This is a genomic window from Methylobacterium sp. M6A4_1b (assembly GCF_053345175.1).
In genome coordinates this window covers 194,506-219,906 of sequence record NZ_JBKEZQ010000006.1, presented here as the reverse complement: position 1 = coordinate 219,906, position 25,401 = coordinate 194,506, and the positions used below count along the sequence as shown (strand labels likewise).

Below are 25,401 nucleotides of genomic sequence, written 5' to 3'. Positions count from 1 at the left end.
AGGGAGCTGGCAATCGCTCGCCGTTAAGCCTCAGTTTGACGTCGGCACTCCAGACACCCCTCCGAACAGCTTCGCCATTCGCTCGAGCTTATCCGGGTTGCGGGTAAAGTAGATGCCGATGATCAGGCCATCCTCGATGTCGAGCGCGACGGTCTGATACGTCCCGCTCCGCTCCAAACTAAAGTAGCCGGGCAGGCCGTCGATCCAGAGATCCTGCAGCTTCTGGGAATCCTGGACCCAGGTTTTGCGCACGGCACCTTCGAACATGCGCGTGACCTTCTCGATGCCGATGATGGGCCGTGGGAACGCGTGCACCTTTCCACCCCCATCGGAGTGAACGACCACGGAATCCGCCAGCATGGTCCGGAGCGCCGCGATCTCGCCCGTGGACACCGCCTCGAAGAAGGCCTTGGCGATGCGCGCCCCCTCGTCCCGCTCGACGGGGAAGCGCGGGCGCGCGGACTGCACGTGTTTCCTGGCCCGCGCGGCGAGCTGACGGACAGCCGGCGGCTCGCGCCGGAGGGTGGTCGCGATGTCCGCGAGCGGGACCGCGAAGACGTCGTGGAGGAGGAACGCCGCCCGCTCCAGCGGTGAAAGCCTCTCCAGGGCGAGCATCAGCGTCAGCGTCAGATCATCGCCCGGGGCTTCGTCCGGGACCAGGGCGACGGGCTCGGGCAACCAGGTTCCGAAATAGGTCTCTCGCCGAACCCGGGCGGACTTCATCACATCCAGGCAGAGCCGCGTCACCGTCCGGGATAGGAAGGCGCCGGCCGAGGCGACCTCGGCATGGTCGACGTGCCGCCAACGGAGCCAGGCGTCCTGTACGACGTCCTCGGCCTCGCCGAGGGAGCCGAGCATGCGGTAGGCGAGCCGGACGAGACGTGCCCGTTCCTGTTCGAAGACGTTGGTCGGATCGTCAATGGTCGGCATGGCGGAACGACCAGGCGCTGAGGGCGACGGCGATAAGGGCAGGAAGCGTCACCGCGGGAAAGTCCCGGGGCAGAACCTCCGGCCCGCAGATGCCCACCGCGACCTCCCAGAAATGGAAAAGGGCATGGCCCGAGAGCCAGATCGCACCCATGCTCCAGAGCAGGACGCGCGAGCCGGGTCTCACGGCCCCATAGACGAAGCCCGACCCGATCAGCACGAAGATCAGGCCGATATCGCGCAGGAAATGCTGATTGAAGGGGCCTGTCGTCGTCACGCCCGGTACCGCGAAATACCATGCCTCGGGTGCGTTGAGCATGAAGAGGCCGTTTCCGGCCAGCCCCGCGCCGAGGATGCCGGCGAGTGCCGGTATGGTTCTGATCATTGAGCTCTCCCACGCGATCGGTTCACGTGCGTGACGATGCGCTGCCGTCCGATGTGACATGGGACGCGCGTTGCCGCGGGGCACCGTCCGGAACCTTGGCTTTGCACGGCTCGGATCACGGGGCAGTGGTCGCGTGATCCGATGTTCGAGCGTCGCTGCGAAGCACGCGTTCGCGCCCTGATCCGCAAGCCATGATCCGCAAGCCGGAAATGCTCCGATCGCAGCGACCTCCATCGAAGACCGACCGCTTTCGAGATGCCCGGGTGTGGGCATTGACGGCAACGTCGGGTCGAGACCGGTCCGTCCGCTCTACGACCGGTTCGGGTGGACTTTTGCTGGCCCGCTTCCGGAAGGAAATGCAACGAAACCGGACGATTTCATAAATCGTCCCGATCGGCGGCTTTGCGGACATGTCGGTCGTTTGCGGAATGATGGCCGCCCGGGCGACCGTTGCCCGTCACGCGCCGCCTAAAACATCCCGTTCGGATTGGCGGAGGATTCGGGTAAGACCTGCATGACATCCCAGTGCTCGACGATCTTTCCGTCGATGTCGAGCCGGAAAATGTCGATGGCCGCGTAATCGCGGTTGCCCGGCCAATGCTGGAGACAGTGAAGAACGACGAAATCACCTTCGGCGACGACCCGCCTCACCTCGACCCGCTTGCCCGGCCACTCACGGGCCATCCGTTCGAAATACGCAATGAAGCCGTCCTTGCCGTTTGCCACATGCGGGTTGTGCTGAATGTAGTCGGCGCCGGCATACCGTTCGATCGCCTCGCGCGGCCGGCAATCGTTGAACATCAGCTCATAGAAAGCGATCACGTTCGCCTTGTTCTTTGCGAGATCAATCATGCGCTTCCTCAGAGTGTCGGCTTTGACGCAGCAGGACACGGTTCAAGGCTAGGATGCGGTCGCTCGCATCAGTCGAACCTCGCACGCGGTGGCGCTCGGGTCCTGCCGAGGTGGACCGGACGACGAGCCCGTGTCCGGACGTGATGGCCGCGAGATAGGCGCGACCGAACAGGTCGGCACATCCTACGACCGTGGTGGCGACGCGGTCTTCCCCTCAGGCCCGGCGCCGCATCCGGAGCAGGGAGAGGTGGAGGTGTCGTCTGCGACCACCAGGACCTTGTGCCCTCGCAGGTCAGAGGAGCCGGCAGGAAACCTGCGGTGTCACGACCTGACCCGAAGCACGATCTTGCCCCTCATCCGGCCCTCCTCCGAGCGCGCGTGAGCGCGTGCGACTTCGCCGAGAGGAAACTCCGAACCGACCTGCGGCACCACCAGACCTTGGTCGATGAGGCGCGTGAGGGCGTCGAGCTTGCTTCTATTCTGGCGAGAGAAGACGAAGTGATAGGTCGCGTTCCGGCCCCAGGCGTCGATGAGGTTCTGGGGTGTCGCCGTGTCGACCAGGGTGACCACACGCCCGTCCTCGCGGAGAATACGGGGGGAACGCGCAAGCGTGTCGCGCCCCAGCGTATCCAGGACGACGTCGACGCCCCTGCCTCCGGTCAGGCGATTGACCGCGTCCACATAGTCCTCGCGCTCGAAGTCGATGACCGCAGAGGCGCCGAGCCCTTCGACGAGCGCCGCGTCACTGCCTCGTGCCGTCGCCAGAACCCGCGCGCCGACGGCCTTGGCAACCTGGACGGCGATGGCCCCGACGCCACCGGCGCCGCCATGGATCAGGATGGTCTCGGTCACCTGCAAACGGGCGCGCTCGACCAACCCTTCCCAGACGGTCACGCCGACGAGACCGACGCTCGCGGCCTGGGCATGGGAGATGTTGACCGGCTTCCGCGCCACGATGTCGACATCCGCCACGTGGTATTCCGCGTATGATCCCGGGCCGCCGAAGATCTTCGACGTGTAGTAGACCTCATCCCCGACACTGAACTCCGTCACGGCGGATCCGATCTGGTCGACGACCCCGGAGACGTCTTGTCCGATGATGGCCGGCAATTCGACCTCTTCGACATAGTCCCCCCGGCGGATCTGGCAGTCGAGCGGGTTGATCGACGTCGCATGCACCGCCACGCGGACCTGCCGAGGCCCCGGTCGGGGGTCGGGAAGATTACGGAGCGCGAAGCTGTCCGGCCCGCCAAACCGGGTCAACACCATCGCTTTCATGTGAGCCTCCTACCGTGGCAGGTGCCTTTGTGTCAGCCGAAGAACCGGATGACGAACGCGTTCTCCTCACGTGACGGATGAGCTACGTTCAGCCATGCCGATGCGGAGACGACTTCCCCCGCTCGCGGCGCTGCGGGCCTTCGAGGCAGCCGCGCGCCGCCTGAGCTTCCGCGACGCCGCCGACGAGCTGGGCGTCACGCCGACCGCGATCAGCCACCAGATCCGGCTGCTCGAACAGACCTTGGAGCTTCGCCTCTTCCACCGCGAGACGCGCCGGGTCCGTCTCACCGCCGAGGGGGCCGTGCTGCTGCCCGTGCTGCGCGACGGCTTCGACGCCTTCGCCGAGGCCATCGAACGGATACGCAGCCGGCACGCCGCCGGCGTCCCTACGCTCTCAGCGCCGACTGCCTTCGTCGCGAAGTGGCTCGTGCCGCGGCTCGCCGCTTTTCGCGCCCTGCATCCCGGTCGTGATCTTCGCCTGCACGCCTCCGACAGTCTGGTGGACTTTGCGCGCGACGGGGTAGACGTCGCCGTCCGATACGGGCCTGGCCCCTACCCTGATCTCGACGCTCACAGACTGGCGGTCGACCGGGTCGCACCCGCTTGCAGTCCGCGCCTCGCGGTTCGCTCCGAGAGCGATCTGGCAAAATACCCGCTGCTGCACTTCGAGTGGCCGCACCTGACCGACGACACCCCGACATGGTCCGTCTGGCTGCGGCGGGCTGGAATCACGGACGTCGACGGCGACGCGGGTATTCGCTTCAGCGACGAAGGGCACGTCATCCAGGCCGCGATCGCGGGTCAGGGGATCGCACTCCTATCGCTCGTGCTTGCCGCCGACGACCTCGCGAGCGGCGCACTGGTGCAACCCTTCGGGCCGGTGCTCGACGCCCATCCCTACTGGGTCGTCCACCCGCGACAGCCCGCACGGGCAAGGGATGTGGCAAAGCTGGTCGAGTGGCTCCGGTCCTTGACCGTGTGATCGAGGAGCCCTGACGAAAGTCCGCTTCCGGGAAGTGCCGCCACCGCCCGAAATTCCTCATGGATGCGCACTGCGACCGAAAGATTGGCGGGGGGCGTCCGCTTCCGGCAACCACGCGACTGCGATTGGATGGCCAAGTCGGGTCGGGGGCGGAACGTCCGCTTCGGGGCACAGGGCCAGGGTCTGGTGACCACCCATCGCGGTCTTGGTCGTACCGCTCATCCGCGCGGAGCAACTGGTCCCGCCGTCGTGCCCCATGAGGCCATACCCGCCTCGCACCGTCGCGACGACTGCGTCGGGCCAGCCGGATCGGTCTGGATGCACATCGCCCCTGTGGTCCAGGTCGGCGGCCATCCGTTCACGACAAGGGGCGTCCGTTCACGGCAAGGGTATGCGAGCGAGGGTATGCCCCGGACGGCTCCTCTGCGAAGGCCCGCACACCACCCGCCGTCGACGCTCGATCCGGGTGCCGAAAACCGGAATGCGACCGGCGTGACGGCCCCGCAGAACGGCGGGCGGCAGTCCTCCCGCTGCCAGACCCTGAGCCGCCGAACCGGAGGCGCGTCTCCCGCGATCGCGAAACAGGCCTCCCCGATGGCCTCCGGCGTCCCCCGGTCCGCGCGCGGCCGTGCATCGACGACCCCCCGGGGGCGGAGGCTTCGCGAAGGTGACAGGCCGGGCGGGCTTTTGTAAGCACGGGGCCATCGCAGCCCGCCCGTTCTCGGAAAGCCCGTCCATGTCCCACGCCGACCTCGCCGCCACCATCGAGTCCGCCTGGGAGGAGCGCGCCGGCATCGACACCGGCACCAAGGGCGCCGTGCGCGAGGCCGTCGAGGAGGCCCTCGACCTCCTCGATTCCGGCAAGGCCCGGGTCGCCGAGAAGGTCGGCGACGACTGGCAGGTCAACCAGTGGCTCAAGAAGGCGGTGCTGCTCTCCTTCCGCCTCAACGACATGGAGATCATCCATGGCGGGCCGGACGGCGCCACCTGGTGGGACAAGGTGCCCTCCAAGTTCGAGGGCTGGAAGAAGAAGCATTTTCGCGAGGCGGGCTTCCGGGCGGTGCCCGGCTGCATCGTGCGCCGCGGCTCCTTCATCGCCCCCGGCGCGGTGCTGATGCCGAGCTTCATCAACCTCGGCGCCCGCGTCGGCGAGGGCACCATGGTCGACACCTGGGTCACCATCGGCTCCTGCGCCCAGGTGGGGAAGAACTGCCACATCTCGGGCGGCGCCGGCATCGCGGGCGTGCTCGAGCCGCTCCAGGCCAACCCCGTCATCATCGAGGACAACTGCTTCATCGGCGCCCGCGCCGAGGTGGCCGAGGGCGTGATCGTCGGCGAGGGCAGCGTGCTCTCCATGGGCGTCTATATCGGCGCCTCGACCAAGATCATCGACCGGACGACCGGCGAGGTGATGTACGGCCGGGTGCCGCCCTACTCGGTGGTGGTCTCCGGCACCACGCCGGGCAAGGACCTGCCCGACGGCAGCCCCGGCCCGGGCCTCTACTGCGCGGTGATCGTCAAGCGCGTCGATGCCGGCACCCGCTCCAAGACCGCCATCAACGAGCTCCTGCGCACCTGATCCCGGGGCATCTCCGGATTGGTCGCCCCGGTTCCGGGGCGTCGCCGGATCGACCGACCAGATTCCGAGCGATGCTCCCTTCGGGGCGTCGCCGGATCGCGTCGGGAGTTTCCGAGCGAAGCCCCTTCCGGGGCGTCGCCGGATCGCGTCAGGAGTTTCCGAGCGATGCTCCTTCCGGGGCGTCGCCGGATCGCGTCAGGAGTTTCCGAGCGAAGCCCCTTCCGGGGCGTCGCCGGATCGCGTCAGGAGTTTCCGAGCGAAGCCCCTTCCGGGGCGTCGCTCGGTCGCGTGCCGGTGCGGCCGGCCCTGCCCCATCTGGGGCCGATGGAATCGTCCCGGAAGCGAGGAAGAGGCGTACGATGATCGACCCGGCCCATTCCGCCCGGAGCTTCGCGCTGAAATTCGCCGGGCGCCGCGTGTCGACCCCCTACGACGTCGTGGGCAGCGGCCCCGACGCCCTCCTGCTGCCGGCCCTGTCCTCGATCTCGGCCCGGGTCGAGATGCGGCCCCTGGCCAAGGATCTCGGCCACGCCTATCGCTGCCTCGTGCCGGACTGGCCGGGCTTCGGCGACCACGTCCGCGCCCGGGTGCCGATGAACCCGGAGACGATGCACGCCTTCCTCGACGCCCTGCTGGCGGAGGCCCCCGGGCCCTACGCCCTCGGGGTCGCGGCCGGCCACGCGGCCGGCTACCTCGTGGCCGCCGCCCGGCGCCATCCCGGGGCCTTCGCGCGCCTCGTCCTCGTCGCTCCGACCTGGCGCGGCCCCCTGCCCACCGCCCTCGGGCCGGAGCGCAAGGGCCTGTTCGCGGGCCTGCGCCGGGCCGTCGAACTGCCGCTCCTCGGCGACGCCCTCTACCGCATCAACATCAGCCGCCCGGTCATCGGCCGGATGATGCGCGCCCACGTCTATGCCGACCCCGACCACGTCACCCCGGGCGTCATCGCCGACAAGCACGCCATCACCCGCCAGAACGGCGGCCGCTTCGGCACCGCCGCCTTCGTCACCGGTGGCCTCGACCCCTTCGCCAACCGGCGGGACTTCCGCGACCTGTTCGACGCCCCCGGCCTGCCGCCGGTCCTGGTCCTGCGGCCGGAGCGGGCGCCGCGCCGCTCCGGCGCCGAGATGGATGCGCTGATCGCCACCGGCCGGGTCGCCCGGGCCTCGGTGCCGGGCGCGCTCAGCCCGCACGAGGAGTATCCGGGCGAGGTCGCGGCCGCGATCCGCGCCGCCTGAGCCGCGCGGGACGAAAACCGCGCGACCTCGACGCGACCCCGTCGGTATACCGGCGCGTCCGCAGCCTCACATCTGCTGGGTCTGCGCGCCGCTGTCGGGCCGCGCCGGACCGAGATCGGGCACCTCGCCCATCGGCTCGTTCTGGACCACGGTGAACGTGCCCTTGCCGTCGAGGGACGGCCCGCTGGTCCAGCGCCCGGCCGGTGGCGGGGCGCCGTCGCGGGTGGTGGCGAAGAAGTTGTAATTGAACTTCTCGTGTTCCTTGCTCTGCGGGAAGCTGTTCGGGATCGGCAGGTTGCCCTCGTTGCCGCCGAGCTCCTCGATCACCGCGAGCCATTGCTGCTGGTGCATGGTGTCGCGCGCGATGAGGAAGTGCAGCATGTCCTTCATGCCGGCATCATGGGCGGCGTTGAACAGGCGAACCGCCAGGACACGGCCCGTCGTCTCGGCGGCGACGTTGCAATACATGTCCGCCGCGAGATTTCCACTGGCGTAGACATGGCTCATGTCGAAGGGCACGCCGTCGCAATTGCCCGGATAGGCCGCCATGCCGGTGGAGAGCACGTGCCGGTGGAGCATGCCCTCGATGGCGTGGCGCGGGTTCGCCCCGCCCATCACCGCGCCGACGACGCCGTCGGCCGCTCCCTCCTCCTGCAGCGTCGTCGGCGCGGTCTCGAGGTTCAGCGCTACCGCGGTGGCCAGCATCTCGATGTGGCCGATCTCCTCCGTCGCGGTGTTGAGCAGCATGTCGCGGTACTTGGTCGTCGGCCCGCGCGTGCCCCAGCCCTGGAAGAAGTACTGCATGCAGACGCGGATTTCGCCCTCGATGCCGCCGATCGCCTGCTGCAGCATCCGCGCGAAGATCGGGTCCGGGCTGTCGACCTTCACAGGGTATTGGAGGCGCTTATCATAGTATAACATGCGGTAAGTCTCGCCATTTTCGAACGAAGAGAACCCACGCATCACGTTGGCGACGGTGCGATGGGTGCGATTGCGGAGACATCGGCCTCCGGCTATTCCGAGAACCGAGGGTTTCACTTCGTGTTCAGTTTTTTCGGGGATGCAATTTGTTGCCGTATCGGCGCTTCTAGCCTCGGGCGGCGGTCATTTTTCCTCGGACCCCCGGCCGGAACGGCGGTTGCCCAAGACCGCTTGGCGTCGGACCCGGCCCGGCCGCATCGCACGAGGGCGGGTGCCGTGGACGAAGGGGACACCCGCCCTGGCTCGGCACCGACCTCGAGGCCCGCCGCCGAGCCCGCGGCATCGACACCCTGCTGACGATGTATCCTCGCCGCCACGGCCGGCAGGTCCGCCCCGCGACCACCGTGGAGGTTCTTCTCGCCTGGGACGTGACGCGGCTCAGCCCCGTCCGAGCAGGCGTCCGCCGGCGAGGCCGTTGCCGGCGATCACGAGGCCGACCACGAGCGCATGGAGGGCGAGGTCCGTCGCGGTGGCGTCGTGCGGGTGAAACGGCACGAGGAGCGCCGCCGCCGCCGCCGCTGCCGAGAGCCCTGCCAGGGCCGCCGTGAGGTTGGGCCGCAGGGGGCAGGCCCGCCGCAGCATCCAGACGAGGACCAGCGACAGCGGGATCGAGACGGTGAGCAGGAAGGCGACGCATCCGCCGGTCTGGTGCATGTCGGCCCGATCGGCCCCGGGCACCACCCAGTCGCGCAGGCAGCCGGCGCCGCTGGCTCCGATCCAGAGTGCGGCCGGCGCCAGGGGCAGCAGCGCCCAGGCGGAGGAGCGCCCCGGCACGCTGGTCTGGAACGCCGCGACGGCCGCCGTGACGGCGGTCAGCGCCGCGCCGAGGGCGGCATAGCGCAGGTCGGCCACCGCCATGCGGGCGCGCAGGGCCTCGAGGTCGGCGAACGGCAAGAGGGCGAGGCCCAGCCCGAGGGCGGCCGCACACCAGGCGAGCGCCCGGAACGACGGCGCAGGCAGGCGCCGGACGGGCCGCAGGCCGCCGGCGAGGTTGTCCACGAGGCGGTCCTGCGCGGGCGTGCGGGTCGCATCAGGCATCGTGTCGTCCTCGCTCGCCCGTCCGGGGGGTGCCTACCGCGTCCTGATCGGTGGATCCCGGCCCGAGCGTCCGGCGCAGGGCCTTGAGCGCCCGGTGCAGGTTCACCTTCAGGGCGCCCTTGCTGCGTCCCGTCAACGCGGCCGTCTCGTCCAGGCTGCGCTCCTGCAGGGCGAGATGCTCCACCGCCTGGCGCTGCCCTTCGGGCAGGGCGGCGACCGCCCGGGCGAGAACGCGCTCGCGCTCGCGCGCTTCCAATCCGTGCTCCGGAGCGGGGCCGCGATCGACCTCCGCTTCGTAGGCGATGGGGTCGTGGACCTCCCGCGGGCGTCGGCCGGCCCGGCGCATCCGGTCGATGGCCCGCCGTTGGGTGATGGCGCGCAGCCAGGGCAGGAAAGGCCGGGCCGGGTCGTAGGTCGCCCGCGCCCGATGGATCGTCAGCAATACGTCCTGAACGACGTCGTCCACCGCTTCCGGACGAACGCCCTGCGCCCGCGCCATCCCGGCGATCACCGGCAGGCAGTCGCGCAACAGGCGGCGATAGGCCTCCGCGTCGCCTGCCTGGGCGGCCGCCATGTCGGCCGCGAGGGTCTGGTCCCGGGTCATGCGCTCAAGTATTCCGCCACGCACCGCCGCGTGTCGGACGCTTCGGGCCCAGCGGAAGGCGTCGCGGGCACGCAGGGCGGGCAGGACGTGTCCGGCCGGGACGGCACAGGCCATCGGGAGGGCTCCATGATCCGGGAGGTCGGACCTCTCGCATCCCGCTTGTTCGCGCTGGCATCTCCGAAGGTTACGGAGCACATGGAACCGACCCTCACCCCGTTCGCTGTCTCACGCGGCAACATCTCACTCGGCAAGACGGAAGCGATCGACGTCGCGCAGGAGTTCGCGGAAGGCTTTGGCGCCATGGTCGAGGGCCAGGTTCCCCGCCTCCGCCGTACCGAGCCGAGCATCGCCGACGGCACCGGCCGGGTTGAGGTCTTCCGCCCGCCAAGCGAAGGCGGCGGGGCGACCGGCGCGCAGGTGGGTGAAGGTCCGCGTCATCGCCAGCGTGCGCGGTGTGAAATCCGTTATCTCGTGACGTCGCACCAAGTCCGGTCGCAGGGCCAGCATGAGGGCGGTCTCGATGCCGCCGCCATGGATGCCGTGGTGAATCTCCACCTCGGGAAACAGCTTGTCGGGATAGCCGAACCGACTCCAGGCAGTGGTCACCGCCACCATCGCGTGGCGCCCGCGCAAGTCTCCGGCCACCAGGTCGATCAAGCCGCTGTTGCCACCATGCGAGGTCACGATCACGAGCTTGCCGCAGCCGGCCCGGCGGACGGCATCGCCGATCCCGGTCCAAGCCTGCAGGGCCGTCGCCGTGGTCAGCGACAGGGTGCCGGGAAAGCTCTCGTGCTCGTCGGATTTGCCGATCACCTGGATCGGTAGGAGCAGCACGTCGAGATCGTCGGCCGGCAGCGCCATCAGGCGCGCGAGATAGCCCTCGGCGATGACTGCGTCGGTGGCCAAGGGTAGGTGCGGGCCGTGCTGCTCGATGGCGGCGACGGGCAGCACCGCGATGGCCCGACCCATGTCGCGAGCCCGGATCTCCTCCGTCGTCAACTCGGCCCAGTGGCGTATCGGCATCCCCGCTCTCCTCGGGCGGAGCGATCGAATCGCCGCGCGTCGCCCTGCGTGCCACGGAAACCGTCCCTCATCCAAGGGGTGCCACGCGGGACCGCCCAATGCGAAGAAGGCCGGGACGCGCGAGCGCCCCGACCTTCCGTCAGGTGGTTTGGAGTCCGCTCAGCGGGTGCGGCGCAGAAGCCATCCGGTGCTGAAGGCCGCGGCGGCCACGAGAATAAGCGTGGCGGCCTTGTTCTCGTCGGCCCGGCGGGCAACGGTCCGCCCGCGGCGCACCGCCTCGTTCTGGTAGATCCGACCGCGCTTCTGAAAATCGCCGGCGATCGCCCGGCTCCGGTGACGCGCCTCGTCAACGAGGTGGGCGCCGTCGCGATGCAGGTCGTCGGCGGTACCCCGGGCTCGGCCGTAGGCGTACTGTACGGCGCCGGCAGCCTGATCGTAGGCGCCCTCGGCCTGCGGACGCACCCGTCCGGTCACGGCGCCGAGCGCAGAGCGCCCGCGGCCCCGGATGTTGCGAATTCCGCCCTCGATCTGGTCGCGGTTCATACTCAATCCTCTTCGTCTCGGCCCCTGCCGGAACACCAAAGCAATCATGAGTGGTCGTTCCGGGCGGGCCTCCATCCATGGCGCGGCGGAGTCAGCCGCGCCGCCCGGCACCCCCGCCCGTTATGGCCGGGGGCGCGAGGACGGATCGCTCAGATCTTCTTGATAGCGTCGGCAGCGCTCTGCGCCGCGCCCTTGATGCCGTCCTTGGCATCACCAACGGTCTTCTGGGCCTCGCCCTTCAATTCCTGAGCCTTGCCTTCGGCCTGAAGCTGCTCGTTGCCGGTCGCCGAACCGATGCCTTGCTTGATGTTGCCGACGGCCTCGTTGGCGAGACCCTTGATCTTGTCCGTCGTGCTGCTCACCAAACGCTCCATGAGTCATGTGTTGGGTTGAACGTCGGGTCGCAGGCTGCAACCCGATGTCGACTGGCAAGCGTAACGGGGCTCACTACCGTTGGTTCCATTCCCGACAGTTTCGCCACGGCCGGGACAGGGGGCCGGCGGCGTGTCGCAATACGCCACTGCAGACGTCGCCTTCGCCGTGCAGCTGAAAATCCAGACTCGAGGCGCGTCGGCGCAGCATCTTAAATTTTTTACGGGCTTAACCCAAAAATTTTCCAGAAGAAGTGCAGGTTTGGTCGAGGTACAGATCCTTGAATTCAAAATAATTACCGATAAAACCAAAATTCACAAACAAGAGTTGATCCGAGGAAGACGCCCATGATCGCGCGTACTGCTGCGCCCGCTACGCGCGGGGAACCATCGATCGCGCCTGCGGCTGCCCATGCCGCAAGAGTTGATGTCCCCGTGAAGGCGGGCGTGCCGCCGCTCGGCCGATGGGGGCAACTCGTTCTCGGCGTGCTGTGCATGTCGATGATTGCCAACCTGCAATACGGCTGGACGCTGTTCGTCGATCCGATCCAGCAGAAATTCGGCTGGGAGCGCACCGCCATCCAGTGGGCCTTCACCATCTTCGTTGTGATGGAGACTTGGTTGGTTCCGATCGAGGGGTGGTTCGTCGACAAGTACGGTCCGCGCCTCGTCACCGTCTTCGGGGGTGCCCTCTGCGCCCTCGGTTGGGTGATGAACTCCTACGCGGATTCCCTGGGCATGCTGTACGCGGCTGCCGCCATCAGCGGCGTCGGCGCGGGCGCGGTCTACGGCACCTGCGTCGGCAACGCCTTGAAGTGGTTTCCCGACCGCCGCGGCTTCGCAGCGGGCCTCACCGCCGCCGGTTTCGGCGCGGGCTCGGCTCTGACCGTGATCCCGATCGCCAACATGATCCGCGATTCCGGCTATCAGCACACCTTCTTCGTGTTCGGCCTGGGCCAAGGCCTGATCGTGATGCTGGCGGCCCTGCTCCTCGTCTCGCCGAGCGCCGCCTTCAAGGACCGGATGCTCGCCGGCCGCACCGCCATCGTGAACACCGTCACCCGGCGCCAGTACTCCACCGCCGAAATGGTCCGGACGCCGGTCTTCTGGCTGCTCTACCTCATGTTCGTGATGATGGCCGCCGGCGGCCTGATGGCGGCGGCCTCCCTCGCGCCCATCGCCAAGGACTTCAAGGTCGCGGGGGTCGAAGTCTCGCTCATCGGCATCACCCTGCCGGCCCTGACCTTCGCACTCACCATCGACCGGGTGCTCAACGGTGTGACCCGACCGTTCTTCGGTTGGGTCTCCGACAAGATCGGCCGTGAGAACACCATGGTCATCGCCTTCATGATCGAGGGCGCCGGTATCCTGGCGCTCGGCATGTTCGCCCACATCCCGATGGCCTTCGTGCTGCTCACCGGTCTCGTGTTCTTCGCCTGGGGCGAGATCTACTCGCTGTTTCCCGCGACCTGCAGCGACACCTACGGCGACAAGAATGCAGCGGCCAATGCCGGCCTTCTCTACACCGCCAAGGGCACCGCCGCCTTGCTGCTGCCGATCCTCCTGATGATCCAGGCCAAGACCGGCAGCTGGCAGCATGTGTTCTACGCCGCCTCGGGCATGGCCTTCCTGGCCGGGTTCCTCGCGCTCTTCGTGCTGAAGCCGATGCGCGCCCGGTTCATCGCGCGGAGCTGACCCGATGGCTCAGTGGCTTCGCTATCTCCACGACGGCACGAGCGGTTTCGGCCGTCTCGACGGCCAGACCATCGCAGTCCACGACGGCGATCTCTTCGTCGACCCGGTGCCCACCGGGGCGACTCTGCCGCTGTCCGAGGTCATTCTCGACTTGCCGTGCCGGCCCTCGAAGTACATCGCCCTGTGGAACAACTTCCACGCCTCGGCCGAGAAGCAGGGCCTGACCCGACCCGAGATGCCGCTCTACTTCGTGAAGCCGGCGAGCTGCTACCTCGCCAGCGGGCAGACCATTACGGCGCCGGAGGGCGCCGGCCGGCTGCTGTTCGAGGGCGAACTCGGGATCGTGATCGGCCGGCGCGGCCGCGACCTCACCCCCGAGACGGCGGGCGCGCACATCTTCGGCTACACCTGCGTGAACGATGTCACCGCGCTGGAGGCCTTGAAGGCCGATCCGAGCTTCGTGCACTGGACGCGCTCCAAGGGGTACGACGGGTTCGGCCCCTTCGGCCCGGTGATCGCCACCGACATCGATCCGGAGGCCCTCGAGGTCGCCGTGCGGGTCAACGGGCGCGAGCGCCAGCGCTATCCCCTCGCCGACATGATGCGCCGGCCTGCCGAACTCGTGGCGGAGCTCTCCCGGGGCATGACCCTGGAGCCCGGCGACCTCATCGCCTGCGGCACCTCGGTCGGCGCCGGGCCGATTCCCAAGGGTGCTACGGTCGAGGTCGAGATCGGCGGCATCGGCGTGTTGTCGAACGGGTTTTCGTGAGACACCCGAATCGCACGAAGCGGACGTGATCAGGACGGATTTTAGGGACACCCACATGAGCATCGCGATCGTCGGCGCCGGCGCCATCGGAGGATTTCTCGGCGTGCGCCTCGCCCATGCGGGCGAAGACGTCACCTTCATCGCGCGCGGCGCCAACCTAGACGCCATCCAGCGGAACGGCATGCGGCTGATCGAGGAGGACGGCTCCGAGATCCACGTGACGAACCTCAAGGCCACCAAGTCCATGGCCGAGGCGGGCCAGCACGACATCGTTCTCCTCACCGTCAAGGCGCATCAGGTCGGACCGATCGCAGCCGACCTTCATCACCTCATCGGACCCGACACGATGGTGGTGACGATGCAGAACGGCATTCCGTGGTGGTACTTCTCGCAAGGGCATGGCGGAGACCTGACGGGCACGCACCTGGAGACCGCCGATCCGGGTGGTCTCATCGCCAAGCACCTCGATCCCAAGCACGTGATCGGCTCGGTGGTGTATCCGGCCGCCGTGCTCACCGAGCCCGGCGTGGTGCAGGTGGTGGAGGGACACCGCTTCGGTCTCGGCGAGCTCGACGGCTCCATGTCGCCCCGCGTGCAGTCCCTGGCCCAGATCCTGATCAAGGCGGGCTTCCGTGCGCCGGTGACCAGCGACATCCGGGCGGAGATCTGGCTCAAGCTCTGGGGCAATCTCAGCTTCAACCCAATCTCGGCGCTCTCCCACGCCACCCTGGTGGACATCTGCCAGTTCCCCGAGACCCGGACGCTCGCCGCCGACATGATGCGGGAAGCGCAGGACATCGCGAACAAGCTCGGCGTCACCTTCAAGCTCGGCATCGAGCGCCGCATCGCCGGGGCCGAGAAGGTCGGCGCCCACAAGACCTCGATGCTGCAGGACGTGGAGGCCGGGCGGCCGATCGAGCTCGAGGCCCTGGTCGGCTCGATCATCGAGCTCGGGCGCCTCACCGAGACCCCGACCCCGCATATCGGTACCGTCTACGCCCTGATGCGCCTCCTCGCCCAGAGCCTGGAGCGGGCGCAGGGGCGCCTCTCCATCACGCCGGCCTGAACCCCAGACATTCGAGGACGATGACCATGGCCGAGACCGCCGCACCGACGACCGCCGCCACCCTCCACGCTCTGATCGGGGCCGGAGCCGAGGAGGCTACCGCCCTGTCGAGCCCCGGTGGCGTGCCGCTGACCTTCGGACAGCTCCGTGCACTCACCGACCGGACGATCGCGGCCTTGAACGCTCAGGGCATCGGCCGAAACGACCGGGTCGGCATCGTCCTCGACAACGGACCGGAAATGGCGGCCGCCTTCATCGCCATCGGAGCGGGCACGACGGCTGCCCCCCTCAACCCGAGCTACAAGGCGGACGAGTTCACGTTCTATCTCTCCGACCTCAACGCCCGCCTGCTCGTGGTCGCAGAAGGCTCCGAGAGCCCGGCCGTGGCCGTGGCCGCGCGCCTCGGCGTCCCGGTGGTCCGCCTGACTCCGACTCCGGCAGAGGGGGCGGGCAACTTCACCCTGTCCTTCGAAGGCTCCACTGCAGCCCCGGCCGCCCAGGGCGGCCCGGCCCAGCCCGACGATATCGGCCTCGTGCTGCACACCTCGGGCACCACATCGCGCCCGAAGATCGTGCCTCTGAAGCAGTTGAACGTCTGCGCGTCCGCCCGCAACATCCGCACCACCGTGGCTTTCACGGCCGAGGATCGCGGTCTCAACATCATGCCGCTGTTCCACATCCACGGGCTGATCGCCGGCATCCTGGCTCCGCTCTCTGCCGGCGGCCAGGTCTGCTGCACCCCGGGCTTCAACGCCCTGAAGTTCTTCGGCTGGATGAGCGAGGTTCGCCCCACCTGGTACACGGCGGTGCCGACGATGCATCAGGCGATTCTCGGCCGAGCCTCCCGCAACCGGGAGATCATCGAGGCCAACCCGCTGCGCTTCATCCGTTCCTCCTCCTCCTCCATGCCGCCGCAGGTCATGAAGGAAATCGAGGAGGTCTTCGGCGCACCCCTGATCGAGGCCTACGGCATGACGGAGGCTTCCCACCAGATGGCTTCGAACCCGCTGCCGCCGCGTCCGCACTACGCCGGCTCGGTCGGTCTCGCGGCCGGCCCCGAGATCGCCATCGTGGACGAGGACGGCGAGCCCCTGCCGGCCGGCGAGACCGGCGAGATCGTCATCCGCGGCGACAACGTGATGTCGGGCTACGAGAACAACGACAAGGCCAATGCCGAGGCCTTCACCAAGCAGGGCTGGTTCCGCACCGGCGACCAGGGCTCGCTTTCGCCCGAGGGCTACCTGACCATCACGGGGCGTCTCAAGGAAATCATCAACCGGGGCGGCGAGAAGATCTCGCCCCGCGAGGTCGACGAGATCCTGATGGACCATCCCGCGGTGTCGCAATGCGTCACCTTCGCAATGCCCCACGACAAGCTCGGTGAAGACGTCTGTGCCGCGATCGTCCTGCGCGAGGGGCATCACCTCGTCGAGAAGGAGCTGCGCGGCTTCGCCTCGGAGCGGCTGGCCGCCTTCAAGGTACCGGCCAAGATCATGATCCTGGACGAGATCCCGAAGGGCGCCACCGGAAAGCTCCAACGGATCGGCCTCGCCCAGAAACTGGGGCTCGTCTGAGGCCGGAACGAACGCGGCGGGCTCTGGAGCACCCGGAACCTGCCGCTCGAGCTCTCGAAGAAACCGCCGATCAGGCCGACAGGACCTTGCCGACGCGACCCTCGATCGCATCCCATACGGAAACCGCCAGATCCGGGCCGCCGAGGCGTTTGATCGCCCGGATGCCGGTAGGCGAGGTCACGTTGATCTCTGTCAGGTTGCCGTCGATGACGTCGATGCCGACGAGGATCAGGCCCCGGCGCTTCAGCTCCGGGCCGATGGTGGCGCAGATCGTACGCTCGCGCTCGGTGAGATTCGAGGCCGCGGCGGCCCCGCCCCGCACCATGTTCGAGCGGATGTCGTTGAGCGCAGGCACCCGGTTGATGGCGCCCATCGGCTCGCCGTCCACGAGGATGATGCGCTTGTCGCCTTCGGTGATGCGCGGCAGGAAGCGCTGCACCACCCATTGTTCGCGGAAGGTCACCGAGAACAGGTCGAACATCGAGCCGAAATTCGCGTCCTCCGGCAGGACTCGAAAGACGGCCGCCCCACCATGCCCGTGCAGGGGCTTCATCACGATGGCGCCGTGCTCGGCCCGGAACGCCTCGATCTCCGCCTTGTCGCGCGTGATCAGGGTCGGCGGCATCAATTCGGGGAAGTCGAGGACGAACAGCTTCTCTGGAGCGTTGCGGACTTCGGCAGGGTTGTTCACCACCAGGGTGCGTGGATGGATCCGCTCCAGCATGTGGGTCGCGGTGATGTAGGCCATGTTGAAGGGCGGGTCCTGGCGCATCAGCACCACGTCGACGCTCGACAGATCGATGCGCTCGATCGGTCCGAGGTTGGCGTGCGCGCCCTCTACGTCCTGGACTGTGAGGGCCTCGACGCGCGCCGTCACGGCTCTGCCCTGCATCGACAGTCGATCCGGCGTGTAGTGCAACAGGCGATGCCCGCGTGCCTGGGCTTCGAGCAGGAGTGCGAAGGTGGTGTCCCCGGCAATCCGGATCGCTTGGATCGGGTCCATCTGCACCGCGACGGTCAGGGTCATGCTGTCAAACCTTTGTCTGGAGACGGGCACCGTCGATGCCCGTCTCGACCGTGATGCGGTGTGCCGTGCAGCACCCTACTTCTGTGATTTCCCACCGGTGCGGCGGTCATAGTCGCCGATGGCGGACTTGCACTCGGGTGAGAGGCGGGCGCGGTTGCGGTCCATGCAGCGCTCCGCATCCTGGCTATTGGGATCCACGCCGGCGCAGAGGCGGAAGTAGTCGTTGGCGCATCCCAGCTGAAGGCCTTGGTCCTCGCGCTGGGCCTGAGCCGGACTGACCGCCACCATCAGCAGGGCGAACGGTGCGATCCGCAGGGCTGTGCTGAGCCCTTTGGCCGAGCTCAAGAGTCGGGAGATAACCACGCGCATCCGGCGGTGTCCTTCAATCGGAAGTGAGGTGTGCAAAAGGGGAGTGCCTGGGACGGAAGAGTGCGTTCGCGAAAAGACTGGCCGTTCGATGGACAGCGACTCCGACGGGAAGCGACACGGCATATCGGGCGCGACCGGCCCTTAGCAAGCGCTCCGGCTGCCGCGTGTTCCATGGTCGTGGTGCGGGATTCCGCGGCGGTCTCACCATCACGCCAACGTCCATCCCGCAAAAAAGCCCCGCTCGCCGGGCGAGCGGGGCCGAGTACAAGGGAGGAAATGCCTGCCATGGGCAGCCTGCACTGGTGCAAGTCGCGGGCCATGCCTTGAGCCGCGGACCGTGGCAGGGAAGCCACGCATGCCGCATCTGCCACCGCGGCTTGCGGGAAGACGGGAGCGGTCGTGGCATCGCAAGATTCCGTTAACCACCCCATGCTGATCTCTGCGGGCAACACCCCGACACCGGAACGGCCCGGAAGCGGTGGTGGCAGGTCGATAACGGCTCGCCTCAGAGATCGAATGGAATCGGAAATCAGCCGATGAACAGCCACAGGTTGCCCGATACTGGCGGCATCGATCGCCGCTCCGAGCGTCCGACGGCCACGGTCGTCACGTTCCCGGCCACGGCCCGCCGCTTCCGGCGGCCCGACGCGGACACGCCGCGGGGCGCGATCCTGCTCTTCACCGGGATCCGCTACGAGCGCATGCCCGAGCCGGAAGCGCCTGCGCCGCGCCTGCGCCGCCGCTCCTGAAGCCACGACCGGCGCGGTCCCGCATGGTGCCCCTCTCCCGGACCGGACGCCGGCACGCCTCGCGGCTGCGCCCGGCAGGCCTGATCCCCCTCGCGACCCTGGCACTTCTCGCCGGCTGCGCGCAGGAGGGCGATTTCGGACGGCCTAAGGCCGGCGCCTGGAACAGCCTGATCGAGACCACCGGAACCCTCGCCGCGCGGGAGCGCGAGGAACCAGCTTCCACCTTCCCCTTCACGGACGAGGAACGCACCCTGCGCGACCGCGCCTGGCGATTCCTGATGCCGGCGGCGGGCCATGATGCCTTCACGGACATTCTCGCCAATCTCACGCGTACCCGCGTGCTGCCCGTCTCCTGGCGGATCGACGATCCGGCGGCCTATCACGACACCCTGATGGCAGAGCGCTTCCGCTCGCCGGTCTCCCGCTACCGGCGCCTGTCTGAGGATATCGCGACTGACGCCCGGCTCATCCCGCAATTCGCAGCCCTGGCGTTGCGGGTGAAGGAGGGCGATGCCCTGCGCCTGCGCAGCCTGCCCTTCGCCAAGAGCCTTGACGACCGCGACGTCCGCCAAGCCGCCATGCGGGTGGCCGAGAACCGCTGCCTCATCGCCTGGGTCCGCTTCGAGACCGGCCGCCGCTCTCATCGCTACCGCTACGCTCTCGAGCATCTGCTGATCGAGGCGCCGGGGCCCGAGGCCGTGTCGGTGGAGCGGACCCTGGCCGCCCTCGACGGGCGGCGTCCGATGCTCGATCCACTGGTGCCTCCGGAAGCCGAGGCGCGGTGCGGGCTCCTGCCCGAGGCGGAGGTCGCGGTCGCCGCCCCGCGACCGATCGTGGCCAAAAACTGAGGGCGGCCTCAGCCGCCGGATTTCTCGTCGCCGGGGCTGTCGACGGTGCACGAGACCGCCTGCACCGCCGCATCGGCTGCCGCACGCTGGCTCGGCAGGGCCGCGATCACACGCACCACCACGAATCCGCGGACCTCACCGGCGACGATGCGGACGTCGTGGCTGACCTCGTCCTCGTCGGCATTGGCGAGCGCCTCGTCATATTGTGCCCGTGTGAGCACCACGAGGTCGAGGGCGCCGCGGACCGCCGCCTGATCCGTCACGGCGTAGAAGGCGCCACGCGGCCCGTGCACCGCGAGCGACAGCATCAGTGTGCCGGTGCGTGCCGAGACGCGCATGGGTCCCTCGCTGAGATTGTAGGCGCAGAGCCCGACCGCCACCGCAGGATCGGGAATCGGAAGCCAGGCTTCGACCGGCGGAGCGGTGTCGCCGGTGGCCACCGTGTTGACCGCCAAGGGGTGGTCGAGGCTCTCTCCGGAGCGCGCCCGCGATAAGGCGTCGGACTGCGCCAGACCCGGGATGAGCAGCACCGTGGCCACGTGCACCAGGCCAGCCAGCACCAGCCCCGACAGGGTGGCGACGAGAAAGCGTCCCCGCGGCGTCACGGGGTGCATCCGGTACGGGTGATGGACGGCACAGACGCGCGGTCGAGGTTTCCTGCGCTGGCTGCCACGGGCGTGTCGTACAGGCGCAGGGCCAGACGCACGGCCCCCTTGGCGCGCGGCATCGGCAGCCAATTGCCCGGCTGCACCTCGGGCGACAGGGTGATCACGAACTGCCCGTCGGTCTCGCGCAGGATCTCGGTGGCGGTGAAGCCCTCACGCATCGGCGCGGCCTCCGGATCGCGTGGGCCGCGCCCGGCCACCGTCACGGTCCAGGCGCGGGCTGGCGGTGTAACCCCCGCCACCCGGTAGGTGCAGGTGGCGTCGAGGCCGCGGCCGGACTCGTCCTGGTCGGCCGTGAGGAGCATGCCCTCGCCGACTGCGAGGGGGATTTCGCCCCGCCGGGCATTGACCGCCCGGCTGTAGGGGTCGGCGCCCACCGAGCCGACTTTCGGCCATGCTGTCCATGCCCCGACCCGGACGCCGCCGAAGGGATAGCCGCCACGCGTGGCATAATCGGCGGTGACGAGGCCGATCCCTGCGCCGAGGGCCAAGGCGTAGAGCACCAGGGACAGGATCGAGGCCCGCTGCACCCCCTGCCGCAGCACGTGCATCGTGCGCCCGCCTGCCTTGGCGGCGCTGCCCGGCCTCTTGGTCGCGGAGGAGGGCGTTCGTGTCTGGTCCGGGCGCAACCGCGCGACCGTCTCGGCCAATGTCATGCGCATGATCGCCGCTTACGGTGTGCCCATGCGGCCGCCGACGGCGCGGACCCCCTCGGCCACCGCGCCGGGCGCGTGCACCGGCTCGAGGGCCGAGGTCTTCTCGGGCGCCTTGGCGGAGGTTTTCTCCACTTGGCGGAACAGCCCGTTCATGCTGCCGATGACCTCGAAAGAGCGCCGGGAGAGCTTGCCGGCCGCACTCGCTGCCGCGTTGACCGGCGCCGCGCTCTGGCTCGACTGTGCCACCGCCCGCCCCGGATCCTTCAGGCCGGGCATCGGCTTCAGTTCGATCCCCTGATGAGCAACTTCCATCACGTCGTGCCAGGTCATGGCGGGGAGCGAGCCGCCGGTCATCTTGTTCGTGGACGTGTGGTCGTCATTGCCGAACCAGACGGCGCCGACGTAATTGCCGGTGTAGCCGACGAACCAGGCGTCGCGATAGGCGTTCGTGGTGCCAGACTTGCCTGCGACCTTGATGCCTTCCAGCGCCGCGCGCTTGCCGGTGCCCTCCTCCACCACCTTGGTCAGCATGTAATTCATGTCGGCGACCACCTGGGTCGAGAGGACCTGCTGCACCTGCTCGTCGGCGTGGCGATAAATCAGGTCGCCGGACGAGTTGCGCACCTCCATGGCCGCGTAGGGCTTGGCCCGGCGCCCGCCATTGGCGAACACGGCGTAGCCGGCGGCCTGATCGATCACGTTCACCTCCGCCGAGCCGATGGGCAAGGAGACGGAATCGGTCAGTTGCGTGGTGATACCCATGGCGTGGGCGGTCTCGATGATCTTCTTGCGTCCGGCGGCGGCCGCCCGCGCTTCATGGGAAATGCCCATCGCCTTGCCCAAGGCGATCGAGACCTGGATCGGAATGGTGTTGATGGATTTCGCCACCGCGACCGTGAGCGTCGTGGCGCCCGAGAACGAGCGTCCGTAGTTCTGCGGGCACCAGTTGCCGATGCAGACGGGCCGGTCGACGACGCGGGTATCCGGGCGGTAGAGGCCTGCGGCGAGGCCAGCGGCGTAGACGTAGGGCTTGAAGGACGAGCCTGGCTGGCGGAGCGCATCGGTGGCGCGGTTGAACTGGCTCTCGCCGTAATCGGCGCCGCCGACCATCGCTCGCAGGGCGCCGTCGGGATCGAGGATCACCATGGCGGCCTCGTCGACCTCGTACTGGTCACCGAAGCGGCGCAGGGTATTCTGCACCGCCTCGTCTGCCCGACGCTGAATGGTCAGGTCGAGGGGCGTCTTCACGGTGAGGACGCGGTCGTTGCGGAAGCGGCCGGCATCGGCCATCTGCTTGATCTCGCCGAACGCCCAATCGAGGTAGTAGTCCGCCGTGATGTCGCGCGTCCGGGTCACCGGCGTCGCGGGGTTGCGCAGGGCGGTCTGGATCTGACCCTCCGTGAGGAAGCCGGCCTCGACCATGTTGTGCAGCACGTCGGCCGCGCGGGCGCGCGCCGCCGGCAGGTTCACGTGGGGCGCGTACTTCGTCGGCGCCTTGAACAGGCCGGCGAGCATCGCCGCCTCGGCCAGGGTGATGTCCTTGAGCGGCTTGCCGAAATAATAGTCCGCCGCCGCCACGGCGCCGAAGGTGCCGCCGCCCATGTAGGCCCGGTCCAGGTAGAGCTTCAGGATCTCGTTCTTGGAGAGGTGGCTCTCCAGCCAGAGCGCCAGGAAGGCCTCGTTGACCTTGCGCTCGAGGGAGCGCTCGTTGGTGAGGAACAGGTTCTTGGCGAGCTGCTGCGTGATCGACGAGCCGCCCTGGGTGTTGCCGCCGCCGCGCGAATTCGACACCAGCGCGCGGGCGGTGCCGATGGGATCGATGCCCCAGTGTTCGTAGAAGCGCCGGTCCTCCGTCGAGACCAGGGCCTTGATCATGATGTCGGGGAAGTCGTCGAGCTTCAGCGAGTCGTCGTGCTTGATGCCCCGCCGTCCGACCTCGGTGCCGTAGCGGTCGAGGAAGGTCACGGCGAGATCCTGGGCCTTCAGCCAGTTGTCGCTGGTGAGGTTGAAGGCGGGCTGCGCCAGAGCCAACATCACCACGGCGCCGCCGGTGCCGAGAGTCACCCCCTCGCTGGTCAGGTCGAGGGCGAACCGCTTCCAGCCCCGAACCGAAAAGACGTTCATGCGCTCCTGGAAGCGCTCGTAGGTCTCGCCGGCCGAGCGGCTGCCATCGTAGAGGCTGGCGTTCACCCAGGCATCGAAGGCAAGGGCGGCGCGCTTGATCCGTGTCGTGAAGGACGTCGCTTTGGGCAGGCGCACCTGAGTTCCAGTCCTTCCGCACCCCGATCCGGCACGACGCCGATCCGCGCGACCCTACCAACACCTGCGTCCGGCCGCGAGGCTTCGTTGATGGGAACGCTCGACAAGGGCAAGCGTCCCGCCGCCGCAGGCCATAACCTGTTCTTAACCTTGATCCTGGAATGGGGCGGGCCGGTGGCGCGGGAAATCCGACGCCGCGCGTGGCGTCATGCCCCGCGCCGGCAACGCTTGCTCCGGGCTCCGCGTTGCGGCACAGGGGCGGATCACTCGGATTCTCGTCGCTCCCAGCCCAAGGTGTTCCCCATGCGGGACCGCTCGGCCGCCCGTTCCCCAACGCCGCGGGCCTTTCCAGAAACCGCACCGCCCGAAACCCTCGCTCCGGCCCTGGAACCGTTCTGGCGGACCAAGAGCCTGGAGGCGATGTCGCCGGCCGAATGGGAGAGCCTGTGCGACGGCTGCGGCCGTTGCTGCCTCCTCAAGCTCGAGGACGAGGACACGGCGGAAGTCTACCACACCGATGTCGGCTGCACCCTCCTCGACGGCCATGGCTGCCGCTGCCGGGACTATGCCCGGCGCCAGAAGCGGGTGCCCGACTGCGTGCGCCTGACGCCGGAAGCCGTGCGTACGATCCCGTGGCTGCCGCCGACCTGCGCCTATCGCCTCATCCGCGAGGGCCGCGACCTCTACGACTGGCATCCCCTCCTATCGGGCCGCGCCGCCAGCGTGCACGAGGCCGGCATCTCCGTGCGGGGCCGTGTGTCGGGCAACGAGGAGGAGTTCACGGCCGACGAACTCCTCGACCGGATCGTCACCTGGCCCAACCGCACACCCGAGACCGAGGAAGACGAAGACTGAGCGCCGGAGGCCGGATCCAGGCGGTCCCTGTGATCAGCCCGGTATCGGATCAGGCGTCGAACATCGAGGGCACCAGGTCCTCGGCGATGATCCGGCGGGCCTCCGCCGCGTCGCGATGCATCTGGGCGATCAGGGCCTCCGCTCCGTCGAAGCGGACCTCGCCACGGATGTAGCCCAGGAACTCCACCGTGATCGTCTGGCCGTAGAGATCGCCGGAGAAGTCGAACAGGTTGACCTCAAGGAGCGGAGCGCCGTCATCGAAGGTCGGGCGCCGGCCGTAGCTGGCGACCCCGTCCGTCACCCGTCCGTCGGGCAGGCGCACACGGACCGCATAAATGCCGTGGGCGAGATTGCAGGCGGTCAGCGCCACGTTGGCGGTCGGATAGCCGAGGGTTCGCCCGCGTTTGTCACCGTGGCGGACCTCGCCGGAGACGAACCAGCGGTAGCCCAAGAGGGCGTTGGCCCGCGCCACCGCGCCTTCGGCCAGCGCTGCCCGGATCGCGCTCGACGAGACTGGCTCCGCACCCGCGTTCAGGCCCACGGGCGGAATGATGCGGCAGCTCAGGCCCGCCTGCGCACAGAGGTCGGCGAGCAGGGCAGGCGTACCCTCGCGGCCTCGTCCGAAATGGAAGTCGTGGCCGATGACGACCCCGGCCACCCCGAGGTCACGCACCAGCAATCCCTCGACGAAGTCGCGCGCACTGGTCCCGGCCAGGATTGCGTCGAAGCGGCGCACGATCAGCCCGTCGAGGCCGAGATGGGCGAAGACGATCTCCTTGGCGTCCGCGTCTGTGAGGCGAAACATGGGGAGATGCGGCGCGAAATAGGCGCGCGGATGCGGCTCGAAGGTGAGCGCCACCGCAGGATGGCACGCCGCCCGGGCAGTCTCGCGGACGGCGGCGATCAGCGCGCGGTGGCCGAGATGCACCCCGTCGAAATTGCCGATGGCCGCGATGGCGCCGGCGATCGCGGGCGGCACCGGCTCGTCCTCGCGGCAGATCGTGAAGCGTCGCTCGCGCGCGGATGCGGCGGGCGGGACGGCGGATTCGTCGCCAGACGACATCGGATCTC

26 protein-coding genes are annotated in these 25,401 nt (G+C 68.5%); 10 read left to right on the top strand and 16 right to left on the bottom strand.

All coding sequences use genetic code 11. From position 1 onward, the window contains the following. Positions 1-30: 30 nt before the first annotated feature. The 4 genes from ACLBWX_RS09085 to ACLBWX_RS09070 all read right to left on the bottom strand — a co-directional run bounded on the left by ACLBWX_RS09085 (position 31) and on the right by ACLBWX_RS09070 (position 3,442). Positions 31-930, bottom strand: a complete 900-nt coding sequence (locus ACLBWX_RS09085; RefSeq protein WP_447676742.1) for a sigma-70 family RNA polymerase sigma factor — start codon at positions 928-930, stop codon at positions 31-33. Beyond that, positions 917-1,312: a hypothetical protein gene (locus ACLBWX_RS09080; protein ID WP_447676741.1), complete on the bottom strand. Its 396-nt coding sequence runs from the start codon at positions 1,310-1,312 to the stop codon at positions 917-919. Before ACLBWX_RS09080 ends, ACLBWX_RS09085 begins: the two co-directional genes overlap by 14 nt. A gap of 468 nt (positions 1,313-1,780) precedes the next feature. Then, the gene (locus ACLBWX_RS09075; protein WP_447676740.1) at positions 1,781-2,164 is read right to left on the bottom strand and encodes a nuclear transport factor 2 family protein; all 384 of its coding nucleotides are present in this window, start codon (positions 2,162-2,164) and stop codon (positions 1,781-1,783) included. Between the two features lie 321 nt (positions 2,165-2,485). Continuing rightward, a complete protein-coding gene (locus ACLBWX_RS09070; RefSeq protein ID WP_447676739.1) occupies positions 2,486-3,442 on the bottom strand; it encodes a zinc-dependent alcohol dehydrogenase family protein in 957 nt (318 codons plus the stop codon). Between the two features lie 94 nt (positions 3,443-3,536). On the opposite strand from ACLBWX_RS09070, the gene gcvA reads away from it, so the two are divergent. The 3 genes from gcvA to ACLBWX_RS09055 all read left to right on the top strand — a co-directional run bounded on the left by gcvA (position 3,537) and on the right by ACLBWX_RS09055 (position 7,238). Then, entirely contained in the window at positions 3,537-4,424 is an 888-nt protein-coding gene (gene gcvA, locus ACLBWX_RS09065) for a transcriptional regulator GcvA (RefSeq protein ID WP_447676738.1), read from the top strand. A 736-nt stretch (positions 4,425-5,160) separates the two neighbouring features. Then, positions 5,161-6,003 (top strand): 2,3,4,5-tetrahydropyridine-2,6-dicarboxylate N-succinyltransferase, encoded by an 843-nt coding sequence (gene dapD / locus ACLBWX_RS09060; protein WP_447676737.1) that lies wholly within the window; start codon positions 5,161-5,163, stop codon positions 6,001-6,003. Positions 6,004-6,362: 359 nt separating this feature from the next. Next, positions 6,363-7,238, top strand: a complete 876-nt coding sequence (locus tag ACLBWX_RS09055; RefSeq protein ID WP_447676736.1) for an alpha/beta fold hydrolase — start codon at positions 6,363-6,365, stop codon at positions 7,236-7,238. Between the two features lie 66 nt (positions 7,239-7,304). Here ACLBWX_RS09055 and ACLBWX_RS09050 read toward each other — a convergent pair whose 3' ends face one another. The 6 genes from ACLBWX_RS09050 to ACLBWX_RS09025 form a co-directional block, all read right to left on the bottom strand. Then, positions 7,305-8,159 carry a manganese catalase family protein gene (locus ACLBWX_RS09050; RefSeq protein ID WP_447676735.1) on the bottom strand — a complete coding sequence of 285 codons (855 nt, stop codon included), beginning with the start codon at positions 8,157-8,159 and terminating at the stop codon, positions 7,305-7,307. 438 nt (positions 8,160-8,597) lie between these two features. Then, positions 8,598-9,257: an NrsF family protein gene (locus ACLBWX_RS09045; protein WP_447676734.1), complete on the bottom strand. Its 660-nt coding sequence runs from the start codon at positions 9,255-9,257 to the stop codon at positions 8,598-8,600. Then, a complete protein-coding gene (locus ACLBWX_RS09040) occupies positions 9,250-9,861 on the bottom strand; it encodes an RNA polymerase sigma factor (RefSeq protein ID WP_447676753.1) in 612 nt (203 codons plus the stop codon). The genes ACLBWX_RS09045 and ACLBWX_RS09040 overlap by 8 nt, the downstream gene beginning before the upstream one ends. A 240-nt stretch (positions 9,862-10,101) precedes the next feature. Then, positions 10,102-10,884: a creatininase family protein gene (locus ACLBWX_RS09035; protein ID WP_447676733.1), complete on the bottom strand. Its 783-nt coding sequence runs from the start codon at positions 10,882-10,884 to the stop codon at positions 10,102-10,104. Between the two features lie 159 nt (positions 10,885-11,043). Continuing rightward, complete coding sequence (locus ACLBWX_RS09030) at positions 11,044-11,427, bottom strand: CsbD family protein (RefSeq protein ID WP_447676732.1); 384 nt, start codon at positions 11,425-11,427, stop codon at positions 11,044-11,046. Positions 11,428-11,576: 149 nt separating this feature from the next. Further along, on the bottom strand, positions 11,577-11,789 hold the full coding sequence (locus ACLBWX_RS09025) for a CsbD family protein (RefSeq protein ID WP_447676731.1): 213 nt from the start codon (positions 11,787-11,789) through the stop codon (positions 11,577-11,579). A gap of 357 nt (positions 11,790-12,146) precedes the next feature. Here ACLBWX_RS09025 and oxlT point away from each other — a divergent pair, with 357 nt between their 5' ends. Genes oxlT through ACLBWX_RS09005 form a run of 4 tightly spaced genes read left to right on the top strand, consistent with a single transcriptional unit; the run spans position 12,147 to position 16,902 of the window. Further along, a complete protein-coding gene (oxlT, locus tag ACLBWX_RS09020) occupies positions 12,147-13,493 on the top strand; it encodes an oxalate/formate MFS antiporter (protein ID WP_447676730.1) in 1,347 nt (448 codons plus the stop codon). 4 nt (positions 13,494-13,497) lie between these two features. After that, positions 13,498-14,262, top strand: a complete 765-nt coding sequence (locus ACLBWX_RS09015) for a fumarylacetoacetate hydrolase family protein (protein ID WP_447676729.1) — start codon at positions 13,498-13,500, stop codon at positions 14,260-14,262. A 55-nt stretch (positions 14,263-14,317) separates the two neighbouring features. Next, positions 14,318-15,328, top strand: a complete 1,011-nt coding sequence (locus tag ACLBWX_RS09010; RefSeq protein ID WP_447676728.1) for a ketopantoate reductase family protein — start codon at positions 14,318-14,320, stop codon at positions 15,326-15,328. A 26-nt stretch (positions 15,329-15,354) separates the two neighbouring features. Then, positions 15,355-16,902, top strand: a complete 1,548-nt coding sequence (locus ACLBWX_RS09005) for an acyl--CoA ligase (protein WP_447676727.1) — start codon at positions 15,355-15,357, stop codon at positions 16,900-16,902. A gap of 70 nt (positions 16,903-16,972) precedes the next feature. On the opposite strand, the gene gshB is transcribed toward ACLBWX_RS09005, so the two are convergent. Beyond that, positions 16,973-17,929 carry a glutathione synthase gene (gene gshB / locus ACLBWX_RS09000; RefSeq protein WP_447676726.1) on the bottom strand — a complete coding sequence of 319 codons (957 nt, stop codon included), beginning with the start codon at positions 17,927-17,929 and terminating at the stop codon, positions 16,973-16,975. 75 nt (positions 17,930-18,004) lie between these two features. Further along, positions 18,005-18,298: a hypothetical protein gene (locus ACLBWX_RS08995; RefSeq protein ID WP_447676725.1), complete on the bottom strand. Its 294-nt coding sequence runs from the start codon at positions 18,296-18,298 to the stop codon at positions 18,005-18,007. A 536-nt stretch (positions 18,299-18,834) separates the two neighbouring features. Here ACLBWX_RS08995 and ACLBWX_RS08990 point away from each other — a divergent pair. Further along, on the top strand, positions 18,835-19,047 hold the full coding sequence (locus ACLBWX_RS08990) for a hypothetical protein (RefSeq protein WP_447676724.1): 213 nt from the start codon (positions 18,835-18,837) through the stop codon (positions 19,045-19,047). A gap of 23 nt (positions 19,048-19,070) precedes the next feature. After that, positions 19,071-19,895 carry a hypothetical protein gene (locus ACLBWX_RS08985; RefSeq protein WP_447676723.1) on the top strand — a complete coding sequence of 275 codons (825 nt, stop codon included), beginning with the start codon at positions 19,071-19,073 and terminating at the stop codon, positions 19,893-19,895. 8 nt (positions 19,896-19,903) lie between these two features. Here the strand turns inward: ACLBWX_RS08985 and ACLBWX_RS08980 are convergent, their stop codons facing one another. The 3 genes from ACLBWX_RS08980 to ACLBWX_RS08970 all read right to left on the bottom strand — a co-directional run bounded on the left by ACLBWX_RS08980 (position 19,904) and on the right by ACLBWX_RS08970 (position 23,475). Beyond that, complete coding sequence (locus ACLBWX_RS08980) at positions 19,904-20,509, bottom strand: DUF1254 domain-containing protein (protein WP_447676722.1); 606 nt, start codon at positions 20,507-20,509, stop codon at positions 19,904-19,906. Beyond that, the gene (locus ACLBWX_RS08975) at positions 20,497-21,111 is read right to left on the bottom strand and encodes a DUF1214 domain-containing protein (RefSeq protein WP_447676752.1); all 615 of its coding nucleotides are present in this window, start codon (positions 21,109-21,111) and stop codon (positions 20,497-20,499) included. Before ACLBWX_RS08975 ends, ACLBWX_RS08980 begins: the two co-directional genes overlap by 13 nt. 120 nt (positions 21,112-21,231) lie before the next feature. Continuing rightward, positions 21,232-23,475 carry a transglycosylase domain-containing protein gene (locus tag ACLBWX_RS08970; RefSeq protein WP_447676721.1) on the bottom strand — a complete coding sequence of 748 codons (2,244 nt, stop codon included), beginning with the start codon at positions 23,473-23,475 and terminating at the stop codon, positions 21,232-21,234. Between the two features lie 303 nt (positions 23,476-23,778). On the opposite strand from ACLBWX_RS08970, the gene ACLBWX_RS08965 reads away from it, so the two are divergent. After that, the gene (locus ACLBWX_RS08965) at positions 23,779-24,330 is read left to right on the top strand and encodes a YcgN family cysteine cluster protein (protein WP_447676720.1); all 552 of its coding nucleotides are present in this window, start codon (positions 23,779-23,781) and stop codon (positions 24,328-24,330) included. A gap of 49 nt (positions 24,331-24,379) precedes the next feature. Here ACLBWX_RS08965 and ACLBWX_RS08960 read toward each other — a convergent pair whose 3' ends face one another. Then, the gene (locus ACLBWX_RS08960; protein WP_447676719.1) at positions 24,380-25,393 is read right to left on the bottom strand and encodes a bifunctional riboflavin kinase/FAD synthetase; all 1,014 of its coding nucleotides are present in this window, start codon (positions 25,391-25,393) and stop codon (positions 24,380-24,382) included. Positions 25,394-25,401 lie beyond the last annotated feature (8 nt).